11 protein-coding genes are annotated in these 11,517 nt (G+C 31.5%); 6 read left to right on the top strand and 5 right to left on the bottom strand.

Going from position 1 to position 11,517, the window contains the following annotated elements; all coding sequences use genetic code 11:
• Positions 1 to 491: 491 nt before the first annotated feature.
• The 5 genes from CVD18_RS02940 (at position 492) to CVD18_RS02960 (ending at position 4,509) form a co-directional block, all read left to right on the top strand.
• On the top strand, positions 492 to 953 hold the full coding sequence (locus CVD18_RS02940) for a lipocalin family protein (protein WP_103863949.1): 462 nt from the start codon (positions 492 to 494) through the stop codon (positions 951 to 953).
• A gap of 308 nt (positions 954 to 1,261) precedes the next feature.
• Entirely contained in the window at positions 1,262 to 1,438 is a 177-nt protein-coding gene (locus CVD18_RS02945; RefSeq protein ID WP_199185033.1) for a CAL67264 family membrane protein, read from the top strand.
• A 46-nt stretch (positions 1,439 to 1,484) separates the two neighbouring features.
• Complete coding sequence (gene ettA, locus CVD18_RS02950; protein WP_103863951.1) at positions 1,485 to 3,176, top strand: energy-dependent translational throttle protein EttA; 1,692 nt, start codon at positions 1,485 to 1,487, stop codon at positions 3,174 to 3,176.
• 66 nt (positions 3,177 to 3,242) lie between these two features.
• Positions 3,243 to 3,788 carry a hypothetical protein gene (locus tag CVD18_RS02955; RefSeq protein ID WP_233194453.1) on the top strand — a complete coding sequence of 182 codons (546 nt, stop codon included), beginning with the start codon at positions 3,243 to 3,245 and terminating at the stop codon, positions 3,786 to 3,788.
• Positions 3,789 to 3,816: 28 nt separating this feature from the next.
• Positions 3,817 to 4,509 carry an HAD family hydrolase gene (locus CVD18_RS02960; RefSeq protein ID WP_103863953.1) on the top strand — a complete coding sequence of 231 codons (693 nt, stop codon included), beginning with the start codon at positions 3,817 to 3,819 and terminating at the stop codon, positions 4,507 to 4,509.
• 29 nt (positions 4,510 to 4,538) lie between these two features.
• On the opposite strand, the gene CVD18_RS02965 is transcribed toward CVD18_RS02960, so the two are convergent.
• The 4 genes from CVD18_RS02965 to CVD18_RS02980 form a co-directional block, all read right to left on the bottom strand.
• Positions 4,539 to 5,672 carry a histidine decarboxylase gene (locus CVD18_RS02965; RefSeq protein WP_103863954.1) on the bottom strand — a complete coding sequence of 378 codons (1,134 nt, stop codon included), beginning with the start codon at positions 5,670 to 5,672 and terminating at the stop codon, positions 4,539 to 4,541.
• Between the two features lie 243 nt (positions 5,673 to 5,915).
• Positions 5,916 to 6,506 carry a pseudouridine synthase gene (locus CVD18_RS02970; RefSeq protein ID WP_103863955.1) on the bottom strand — a complete coding sequence of 197 codons (591 nt, stop codon included), beginning with the start codon at positions 6,504 to 6,506 and terminating at the stop codon, positions 5,916 to 5,918.
• Between the two features lie 143 nt (positions 6,507 to 6,649).
• Positions 6,650 to 7,456 carry an MBL fold metallo-hydrolase gene (locus CVD18_RS02975; protein WP_103863956.1) on the bottom strand — a complete coding sequence of 269 codons (807 nt, stop codon included), beginning with the start codon at positions 7,454 to 7,456 and terminating at the stop codon, positions 6,650 to 6,652.
• Between the two features lie 218 nt (positions 7,457 to 7,674).
• Complete coding sequence (locus tag CVD18_RS02980; RefSeq protein WP_103863957.1) at positions 7,675 to 8,430, bottom strand: sulfite exporter TauE/SafE family protein; 756 nt, start codon at positions 8,428 to 8,430, stop codon at positions 7,675 to 7,677.
• Positions 8,431 to 8,633: 203 nt separating this feature from the next.
• Between CVD18_RS02980 and CVD18_RS02985 the strand changes: the two genes are divergently transcribed.
• Positions 8,634 to 10,364, top strand: coding sequence for a SulP family inorganic anion transporter (locus CVD18_RS02985; protein WP_103863958.1), 1,731 nt, complete (start codon positions 8,634 to 8,636; stop codon positions 10,362 to 10,364).
• 49 nt (positions 10,365 to 10,413) lie between these two features.
• Here CVD18_RS02985 and CVD18_RS02990 read toward each other — a convergent pair whose 3' ends face one another.
• Positions 10,414 to 11,379, bottom strand: coding sequence for a hypothetical protein (locus CVD18_RS02990; RefSeq protein WP_103863959.1), 966 nt, complete (start codon positions 11,377 to 11,379; stop codon positions 10,414 to 10,416).
• Between the last annotated feature and the right edge of the window lie 138 nt (positions 11,380 to 11,517).

Here is an 11,517-nt window from a genome sequence, read left to right on the forward strand (position 1 = left end):
TGCAACGAAAATACAAAAAACGTAGAGTTTATAAAGGACAACCAGATATTTTAAAGAGAGAGAGATGAGATATTAATTATCAAATGTAGTATATAGGAATATTAATAAGTATAGATGTTCTCTTGGTAAATTTAAGTGAGCGCAGGTAAATAGAGGAATGGTTAAATGTTTGTTAATTAGAATAAGACTAATTTATGGGTTGATATAATTATAACATATCAGTAAGTTTGATAAAAGTCTTAATAGCAGATGATTGTATTTTTTAGTAACAAGATAGTATTATTTTGTGTTGTATATACACTTGATTTGTATGATTTCAATACCAATTTCAATACTTATATAATATGTCTTTTTTAGTACCTTGCCCACCGCGGAAAACAAAAAATGTTTGATTATTTCGAGGTATTAAAAACATTACTTGATTCAAAAAAATATAAAAAGAAAAATAATAAATCATAATGAAAGTGATAATAAAGATTTGCATTATTGTAATGATAATAATAATAATAGGTGGTTGTTCTAATGATGATGACACGAATGTTTCTGTTGACCCTCTAGTAGGAACATGGCATATTGTCTATGATATAACAGAGGATGGAAACGGGAAATTTTTTCGGTATGATTCTTCAGAGTGTGAACAAAAATCACACTATATATTTAATGAAGATATGAGTTTTCAGTTTGTAACCTATGATGAAGAAAGAAATAATTTAGGCTGTATGAAAATTAATGAATCTAAAACCGCATTTTGGGAGAAGGTTGCAGATACTAGTTATGTTACACGTGGTAGTATGTATGATTATAGAGACGAAGATCAATTAGAAAAAGAATACACTGAGTACCCCGATAAATATACAATTCATAACGATACTTTGATTTTATTTTACCATAAAATAGAAGGTACAAGTAATAAGTATTATAATCAATTTATCTATAAGCGAGTAGAAAAATAGAGTTGAATACGCTAAATAAATAGATAAATCAAAATGTATATTGTTTTGTTTTTGTAAATTTAAATAACTCATTTTTAGATTTATATGTTTTTGATCTGTAATAGTAAGCTATTCTGATAAAAAACTTTATTACCTGAAAAAGGCACCAAAATATCGTTTGTTAATATATTGTAATAGAGCGGTTAAGGTGTTTTTTTATCTTAACAACTCTATAAAAAACTATGTTTTGACGATAAAATACCGATATTTGCGTCGGTTTATTTGAAAATGTAACTAACCATACTAAACTAAAAAAATAATTTATGGGAATGAATAAAAATACAGTGTTAGCTTGGGCTACTTTTATAATGATATTAGTAGGACTCTCTCTTATTGCACTAGGAGCTTTTAGATACAGAGATGTGTCAGGATACGGTTTTGCAGCTGTTGGAGTAGGCTTTTTTGCAATAGCTTGGGTTTTTAATGCATTAAAAGGAAGAGTATAACACTTTATAAATAATCATCTTATAATATAAATAATAAAAGGGGCTTATGTCAGACGATAAAAAAGTAATTTTCTCAATGTCGGGAGTGAGTAAGACGTTTAAAAGCGCAAATACTCCTGTACTTAAAAATATATATTTAAGCTTTTTTTATGGAGCTAAAATTGGAATTCTGGGTCTCAATGGTTCAGGTAAATCTACATTATTAAAGATTATTGCAGGTGTAGATAAGAACTATCAAGGAGATGTTGTATTTGCTTCGGGATATACTGTTGGTTTATTAGAACAGGAACCACAATTAGATCCAGATAAAACCGTATTAGAAGTTGTAAAAGAAGGAGTTGCAGAAACTGTTGCGGTTCTAGATGAGTACAACAAAATAAATGACATGTTTGGTTTGCCAGAGGTATATGAAAATCCTGATAAAATGCAGGAGCTTATGGACAAGCAGGCAAATCTACAAGATCAGATAGATGCCAGCAATGCATGGGAGCTAGATACCAAGTTAGAAATAGCAATGGATGCACTTCGTACTCCTGATCCTGATAAAAAAATAAGTGTATTATCAGGAGGAGAACGTAGAAGAGTAGCACTTTGCCGCCTTTTATTAAAAGAACCAGATGTGTTATTATTGGATGAACCGACCAACCATTTAGATGCAGAATCTGTACATTGGCTAGAGCATCATTTGCAACAGTATAAAGGAACAGTAATTGCTGTAACTCACGATAGATACTTTTTGGATAATGTTGCTGGATGGATACTAGAGTTGGATAGAGGAGAAGGGATTCCTTGGAAAGGAAATTACTCTTCATGGTTAGATCAAAAATCAAAACGACTTGCAAAAGAACAAAAACAGGCTTCTAAACGTCAGAAAACATTAGAACGTGAGTTAGAATGGGTTCGTATGGCTCCAAAAGGAAGACAAGCGAAACAAAAAGCACGTTTGAGCAATTATGATAAATTATTAAGTCAGGATCAGAAACAGGTTGACGAAAAAGTAGAAATTTATATTCCTAACGGTCCAAGATTAGGAACCAATGTTATTGAAGCTAGTGGTGTAAGTAAAGCTTTTGGAGATAAATTGCTTTATGAAGATTTAAATTTTAATCTTCCTCAAGCTGGTATTGTTGGGATCATAGGACCCAATGGTGCTGGTAAAACTACCATTTTTAAAATGATTATGGGAGAGGAACAACCCGATAAAGGTAACTTTACTGTAGGTGATACCGCTAAGATTGCGTATGTTGATCAAAGTCATAGTAATATTGATTCTGAAAAAACCATTTGGCAGAATTTTAGTGATGAGCAAGAGTTAGTAACGATGGGCGGTAGGCAAGTGAATTCTAGAGCATATCTAAGTCGTTTTAATTTTAGTGGAAGCGAACAAAATAAAAAAGTATCTGCACTCTCAGGAGGAGAACGTAACAGATTACATTTGGCAATGACGCTAAAAGAAGAAGGAAATGTATTGCTTCTTGATGAACCTACCAATGATTTGGATGTAAATACCCTGAGAGCATTAGAAGAAGGATTAGAAAATTTTGCAGGATGTGCTGTGGTTATTTCTCACGATCGATGGTTTCTAGATAGAATATGTACCCATATTTTGGCTTTTGAAGGAGATTCACAAGTTTATTTCTTTGAAGGTAGTTTCTCTGATTATGAAGAAAATAAAAAGAAACGTTTGGGTGGTGACTTGATGCCAAAGCGTATTAAGTATAAGAAGTTAGTAAGATAAGTTTTAAACTATTTGTTTTCTGTGATTACTAAAAATATAAAAAGAGTATGTTATTTCATCATATTCTTGATACCAATACTTGTCTTTTCTCAAAAAAGAAAGGCTGTTTTAACACTAAATGATAATTCTGTTCATAATGGTTTAGCGATGATTAAACATAATGATAAAATTGTGTTTTGGCATAGTAATGAAGGAGGAAAAGTAAAGTATAACTATGATCAAGTAAAGCAAATTATAATTTTTGATAAAAAAGGAGAGTCAACAAAATATACTTACAAAAAACAACGAGGAAAGAAAAAGTACTTGTTGTTAAGAATTTTAGTTGATGGAGGTTTATTGTTTTATGAGTTTGATGAAAATATATATTTAAATAGTTATTCATCTTCAATCCATATGCATACTAAAGAATATTATATTTCAAAAAAAGATCAAGACTTTGTAGATCGTATTCGGGTGGGAATAAAATTTAAAAAATTTGAAAAAATAAGTAATGTTTATTTTAAGGATTGTTCTGATTTAATTTCTAAAATTGAATCTAAGTATTTTGAAAGAGATGATCATAAAGGTGTAAAAGATCTTGTGATCTATTATAACGAGAATTGTTCTAATTAGATTATATAAAACTTTAAATACTATTAAAATGTCATTTACAGATATAAAAGTAATTGCTTTTGATGCAGACGATACCCTATGGGTAAATGAAACTTTTTTTAGAAAAGCAGAAGAAGAGTTTTGTGAGTTATTGGTAAAGTATATGCCTGTAGAAAAAGCAAATAAATTACTTTTTGAGGTAGAAATGCAGAATTTGCCTATATATGGATATGGTATTAAACCTTTTACTTTATCCTTGATCGAAGCTGCAATCAAAATATCTAATGGTAATATGACCATAGATTTGGTGCAGAAGCTTATTGAAAAAGGTAAGCAGATGCTTGAGGAGCCTATAGAGTTGATCGATGGAATTGATAAAACGTTACATACCTTATCAAAAAAATATCGATTGGTAATGGCTACCAAAGGAGATTTATTAGATCAAGAACGCAAATTAATAAAGTCTGGATTAGAGAATTATTTTCATCACATAGAAATTGTATCTGATAAGACTGAGATGCATTATCAAAAATTGGTAAAACATCTAGATATTTCAGAAAATGAATTTTTAATGGTTGGTAACTCTTTAAAATCAGATGTGTTACCTGTTTTAAATATCGGAGCACATGCATTTCATATCCCGTTTCATACTACATGGGTACATGAAATGGTGGATGAAAAAATAGAGCATCCCAATTTTAGGAGCCTTGCCAAAGCTACCGATCTACTAGAGATATTATAAAGATTTAACTTTCACATGAAATTACCATTTTATACGGTAATTTCATGTGAAAAATTATATCGTTCCATATCTGCAATAAAATTATCGATCTGTTCATAAGAAACATTAGGCATACAAATAATATGTGACTGTCCTTTTTCTGTTGCCAATTGCCATTTATTTATAATTTTTGAATTGGGTGCAGGAAAAACGATAGTAATAGCATTAGGATTTCTCCAAGCTTCTATCCCCAGTTTTTTTAATTTATCTTCTGTATACGATGCTACTGCAAGACTGTGCTCTGTGCGCTTTGTAAAACCTTCTATCCCTAATTTTTTTATAGCATACCATAAAAATAATGGAGTGTGCCCATTTCTAGACCCTGTAATTGTAGCATCAGAACTACCGATATATGCTATTCTTCTTGCAATTCTATCTCTATTATCTTTTCTTACAATCACTACTCCTGATGGCATAGGTGACCCTATAAATTTATGACCACTTATAGAAATACTATCAACACCATCTTCAAAATCAAATTCTGGTCTAGGAGAAACAAATGGAGCAAAACCACCAGCTAAAGCTGCATCGGCATGAATATAATGCTTTTTGACTGCCATATTTTCTATAATTGTTTTGATTTTTCTAGTATTATCCTTGGCTTCAGTCATGGTAGTACCAATATTTGCAACCACAATAACAGGTCTGTGTCTGTGATATCCAATAGCTTCTTGTAGGTCATTATAATCCATCTCACCATTTGGAAGCGATTTTATAATAACGTAGTCTATATTGAGTAAGGTTACGTTTTTTTGAATACTATAATGTGTAGCTTCAGAGAAATAAACCATTCCTTTTGGATGTAGTTCTCTTGCAACGTATAGTCCATAAAGATTCCCTTCTGAACCCCCATTAGTTACATATCCCCAAATATCATCTTCATGCGCTCTAAACAAATTGGCGAAAAAATTTACAACTTCACGTTCCATAGCTCTTGAATCGACCCGATAGGTAGATTCTCCAAAAGGATCTCCTAAATTATTTAGTGGAAATTGTAAAAAAGGTGTTAATTCTGAATAATCAAAATCTTTTGAGACTGGATATCCCAAAAAGTTCTGAGTGGTATTTTTTATGTTGTTGTATAACTGTTCTAGTTGCTCTTGCTCTTGGCTATGTAATTTCATGACTGAATTTATAATTCGCCCAAAATTACAGGTTTGTTATTTATTTTCCTTTAAATGGTATTATTTTAGAATATAATTCTTTAAATATTGCTTTTTGTTGTTTTTTATTCTTCATAGGGATAGTGTGTTGTTTATTTTTAGAATAAGATTCTTAGGTCTAGTGTAGGAGGGTAAAGAGTATTTTTTACTAAGTGAAAAATCATGAAACGAATGATTTAATAGGTGTAATTTTTATGTAGTTGATTATGTGATGTTTATTTTTATAACTTCTCCTGTTTGCATTGACCCTAGATGAATATCTCCTACTCGTATTCTTACCAATCGCAATGTAGGAAAACCAACAGCAGATGTCATTTTTCTAACCTGACGAAATTTTCCTTCACGTAGTGTAATAGAAACCCAACTAGTAGGGCCATGTCTATCATCTCTTATTTTTTTTGCTCTTTCAGGAAAATTTGGTACACTATCTAATTTGATTGCTTTGCATGGAGAAGTCATGTGTTTTTTTCCGTCAAATCCAATTTCTAGACCTTCTTGTAGTGATGCAATAGCTTCTTTGGTAATGTCTCCATTTACCTGTGCATAATATTCTTTTTCTATAGAGTTACTACATATACGATTACTGGTTTTTCCATCAGTTGTTAGTAATAATAAACCTTCAGATTTTTCGTCAAGCCTTCCAATCGCCATTATTCTTTCAGGGAAATCATGTAATTCGCCCAACAACTTTTTTTTATTTTGCTTTTGCCCATTATTTACAAATTGACTTAAATAACCATAAGGCTTGTAAATTTTGTAATGATCATGTTTTTTGTCTTCAGCGGTAGCACTCATTCCTAAATATATATAGAAGCTCCTTAAAAAAAAGCCTTTTGCGGTTGTAAAATTACATCTTTAGTTGTATTATTTATATAGATAGGATCAAAAAAGGTTTATGTATGGCAAACCCTTTTTTGATTGTTATTATGTTATAATTGTTATTTTGCTTTTGTATTAGGGTACCAATCTAGTTGTATAACCTCTATATTAGGGTCTATGGATACTAGTTTCTCAAACTTCTTAACATCACTTAAACCTTGTGGCCCTCGAAAATGATACGGGTACACCTGTTTTGGTTTAAACTCAAGAACAGCACTGGCAGCACTTTCTACAGTCATAGTATAAGGTAGGTTCATGCATATAAACGCCATATCTATATATTGTAAAGCTCTCATTTCTGGGATATCTTCTGTGTCTCCAGAAAAGTAAACACGCTTTTTACCTAGGGTAAGGATATAACCATTACCTCTTCCTTTTTTATGAAATTTTAAAGCTTCTTCTCGTAAATTATACATGGGGATGGCTTCTATAGGGATGTCTTGTATTTCTTTTACATCACCGTTATTCAAGATGATCAGATGGTCTGTATATTTTGCAGGAAGTTTTTCGGCTACAGCTTGTGGCGCTATTATTTCAGCATGTGATAAATCTAGACTATCTAATGTTTCTATATCCATATGATCACCATGTACATCAGTAATAAGAACTAAATTGGCAGGTTTTTTATCTTTAAAAGGGGCGAAACCTCCTGTAGGGTCTATGTAGATTGTTTTTTCTTTCCATTCAAGGATAGTAGTTGCATGTTGTATTGCATGAATAGAGATGTCACTTTTAGGTTTTTCGGGTGTTTTTTGAGGTGCTTGTAAGGTAGTTTCATTTGTACTCTTAGGAGCTTCTTGTTTTTCTGATTTACAATTCAAAAAAACAAGACCAACTAATGCAATGTAAAGGGGGTAAAACTTCATGACAAATTGATTTTTGTGTTTAATTTGGATTTAAAAGATAAGAATAATGAATGATATATAAGTGGGGAGGTCAGGTATATTAAGGGAGGAGATACTATTTTGAAATTATTTTATTGGTACTCCACTGTAAATATGAGGAATACAAGAAGGTTTTGTTGTACGTGTAATTATGCGTTAATTTTGTTTTTTTAAGTCAAATGCTTTCAAAAGGGAGAGATTTAATTACTTAACCATAATTTAATAGCCATTGTAATTACCATTATGATTAAAAATTTTTTGACCAATCCTTCTCCTTTTTTTACAGACCACCGACTGGCAATCCATCCGCCTGAAGCATTTCCTATAGCGAGTACAAAACCATAGATATAATCGATTTGATTATTATATATAAAAACAGCCAGGGCTCCAATGGTGTATATAAAAACTACAAGTGCTTTGATGGCATTTGATTTTACAAGATTTAAATGATTTATAGAAGTTAGTCCCAGCAAAATAAATATTCCAACACCAGCTTGTATAAATCCCCCGTAGATACCAATGAGAAAAAACACAAATATTGATATCCAAAGATGCTTCCCTTGTGTCCTATCTGCTAAATCCTGAACATTTATTTTTGGTTTGAATACCATAAAAAGAACAACGATAATCATTACAATGGCAAGAATTTTATTGAATGTATCCCCTTTGATATCTACCGCAATTCTAGCACCTATTAAAGAGCCAATAAGTGCAGATATACCTAGATATATTCCAAAAGAACTAGGTTTAATGCCTTTGCTTTTGAAACCAGCAATAGAAAAAATAGATTGAATGAAAATTCCGATACGATTTGTGCCATTTGCTACAGTAGGAGGTAACCCCATAAAAATCAATAAAGGTAATGTGAGTAAAGATCCTCCTCCTGCAATGGTATTAATAACTCCTGCAATAAACCCAATACATGCTAGGATAAGAAGGAGTAAATATTCGTTCATTGAGTTTTATAAATGATAAGTTGTGTACTATCTACTCAAAAATAAGTATTTCTTTAAACTATAAATATAAATCCTATTGAAAAATAAGAAATTAACTTTTGAGAAAACAGAATTGTAAATTCTTTTGGTATAACTTCTCAAACTATTGTAGATTTACCTAATTAATCAAAACCATATATAACGTTAAAGCACTACATAAAATAATCCCGTTCCTTCAGGTTTTTAAAGAAAAAAAATACAATCGTTCTGTTTTTAAGGCCGATAGTATTGCTGGTGTTACAGTTGGTGTAATTCTTATACCACAGGCTATTGCTTATGCATTGCTTATGGGGGTATCACCTATCTATGGGCTATATGCTTGTTTGGTCCCTTTATTGTTATATGCTTTTTTTGGTACTTCTAGGCAATTAAGTATAGGCCCCGTAGCAGTTACAGCAATTTTGGTCATGAGTGGTGTAAGTCAGCTTGCAGAACCATTTACAGAAGAATTTATAGAATTGGTAGTGTTTTCTGGCTTTTTGATAGGAGTATTACAGCTTATGATGAGTGCCTTGCGAATGGGGTTCTTGGTAAATCTTATTTCTCAACCTGTTATCTCAGGGTTTATCTCTGCAGCAGCAATTATTATCATAGTCTCTCAGCTAGAACAAGGGTTAGGGCTTGATATCCCTGATTTTAAGCACACCTATGAAACTATAGGTTATGCGATTTATCACTTGTCAGAAGTTAATTTAATCACACTAGGTATTTGCTTATTTTCTATTGTAGGAATTACTGTGTTAAAAAAATGGAAAAACTCTTTTCCTGGTGCCTTGATGGTACTTGTTGTGACAACTTTGATAACCTATTTCTTTGATCTTGAAAATAAAGGGGTTGCTCTTATTAAAGAGGTACCAAGTGGATTACCCTCTTTTGCTATTCCGGAAATGAGTTACGATACTATGGTTGCTCTTACTCCTTCTGTACTTACTGTTACTTTTATTGGATATGTAGGAAGTATTGGAATTGCAAAATCTATGGAAATGAAAAAAAGAGATCATACCATACGACCAAATCAGGAGTTATTTGCTTTAGGTATAGCCAAGGTTATTGGAGCTTTCTTTCAGGCAGTACCTTCTTCAGGAAGTTATAGTAGAACAGCAATTAACGATAAGGCAGGAGCTAAAACAACAGTATCTTCTTTTGTTGCAGCGCTCATGGTAATATTTTCATTACTATTTTTAACATCATTCTTTTATTATATTCCAAAAGCAGTGCTAGCTGCAATTATATTGGTATCTGTATTGAGTTTAATTAATTTTAGTGAAGCCAATTACTTATTTCGCCTTAGAAGGCGAGATTTTATAGTAATGATTATCACTTTTGTTGGAACATTAGTTTTTGGGGTAGAGAATGGTATTTTTATAGGAGTTGTATTATCATTTGTATTTCTTCAGTATTATAGTGCGCGCCCTCATATTGCAGAGTTGGTAAATATACCTCAAACTACATATTATAGAAATATTAATAGATTTCCTGATGCAGTACAGTCTGAAGTGTATTTAATTATACGCTTTGATAATCAGTTGTATTTTGGTAATTCAAGTTATTTTAAAGATGCTATTTTAGAATTTATCTCTAATCGAAATCCTCTACCTAGTTTTTTGATTCTAGATAATACAAATATGCATGATATAGACAGTACTGGTTTGCATGTGCTAGAAGATATTCAGCAATACCTAGACGGATTAGATATTCAGTTATTGATGGTGGGAACAATTGGCCCTGTAAGAGATTTCTTGAAACGATCAGGTTTTACAGATGAGTTAGGAGAAAATCGGTATTACTTAACAATTTCTGATGCTGTAGACTATGCTGAGAATCGTACTCAACACAAAGAAAAACATAAAGCAGCTGTGCAATTTAATGAGAAAAGAAGGTCTTTTCTGGATTGATATGATGCTTGTTGATAGTAATAAGCAATACAATTTAAGAGATTTAGGATCAATCTTCTTCGTATAAATGTAATTTCAAACCCATTCCGTAATTGGTATTATTGTTTTTGATAAGGTTGTTGTTTTGACTATACTTACGATCAAAACGTTGCCAAGTTCTATTCTTAAAAAATACTCTTCGTGTAAATGTCTTATAGGTATTTATTTTATCTGTAAAAGGAAGCAGAGGTCTAAATGTTGTAGACACCTTTACTGTACCTTTACGGGTTTGAATTTCACTATATTTTTTGGTTTGTTGTAGCTTTCCATTTTTATCTGCATACCCCATTACTTGTATAGAAATGAAGATGCCTTCTTTGGGGATAAAAACTTTGTACTCAGAAATATCAAGCTCAAAATTAGATTTATCTTTATCAGAAACATTAAATATAATGTCCTCATAAGGTAATCTTTTATCAGGATACCCTTTATTATTTTTATAAAATTGCATTTTGAATAGTGTCGAAAACGATTGGTCTTTTCCAGAGTTGCGATTTGATGATTCTGTTTTAATAGGAAGGTATATAGATGCAATTTTGGTAGATTTATCAGAATTTTTAGGAAAAAAAACTGCGATTTCAGATTCTACTGTAGGTAACCAACTCTTGAAATAATCATTATGTACAATAGAAGCTAATTTACGAGTCTTATATTTTCTTTTCTTTTCTGCTATGATATATACCTCTTTGAGCTCTGCTATATTTTGAGGTAACATTATTTTTTGAGGTAATGAGGCTGTTGACAAGGCTATTTCTTTGTGCCCTACAGCAGATATATATAATGAGTCTATATCGGGATACCATTTTTTTGAAAACCGAAAATTACCATCACCATCTGCAAATGTACCATTTCCATTTCCAAAAGAAATTGTAGCATAAGATATAGGCGTTTTTTGCACTGAGTCAAGTACAACGTAAGTCTGGGTATAGACAATTTGAGCTAAAAAAAGCAAGAATATTGGGGGTAGCTTTTTCATTTAAAATTGGGGGATTAAAGAAACTAAAATAATAAAATATATTCAAAATAATACGATTATCATGCCAAAGAGTTTTGGTAAGCCATACTCTTTTTATAATAATTTGTTTTTTATAAGAATAGAATTTAAGGAAGATCG

Origin of the sequence: Aquimarina sp. I32.4, assembly GCF_002924285.1 — a bacterium.
GTDB lineage: Bacteria > Bacteroidota > Bacteroidia > Flavobacteriales > Flavobacteriaceae > Aquimarina.

Bases quoted from the DNA above. Each gene is read 5' to 3' on its own strand.
- CVD18_RS02940 (WP_103863949.1), top strand. From the start codon at position 492: ATGATAATAATAATAATAGGTGGTTGTTCTAATGATGATGACACGAAT.
- CVD18_RS02945 (WP_199185033.1), top strand. From the start codon at position 1,262: ATGAATAAAAATACAGTGTTAGCTTGGGCTACTTTTATAATGATATTA.
- ettA (WP_103863951.1), top strand. From the start codon at position 1,485: ATGTCAGACGATAAAAAAGTAATTTTCTCAATGTCGGGAGTGAGTAAG.
- CVD18_RS02960 (WP_103863953.1), top strand. From the start codon at position 3,817: ATGTCATTTACAGATATAAAAGTAATTGCTTTTGATGCAGACGATACC.
- CVD18_RS02965 (WP_103863954.1), bottom strand. From the start codon at position 5,672: ATGAAATTACATAGCCAAGAGCAAGAGCAACTAGAACAGTTATACAAC.
- CVD18_RS02970 (WP_103863955.1), bottom strand. From the start codon at position 6,506: ATGAGTGCTACCGCTGAAGACAAAAAACATGATCATTACAAAATTTAC.
- CVD18_RS02975 (WP_103863956.1), bottom strand. From the start codon at position 7,456: ATGAAGTTTTACCCCCTTTACATTGCATTAGTTGGTCTTGTTTTTTTG.
- CVD18_RS02980 (WP_103863957.1), bottom strand. From the start codon at position 8,430: ATGAACGAATATTTACTCCTTCTTATCCTAGCATGTATTGGGTTTATT.
- CVD18_RS02990 (WP_103863959.1), bottom strand. From the start codon at position 11,379: ATGAAAAAGCTACCCCCAATATTCTTGCTTTTTTTAGCTCAAATTGTC.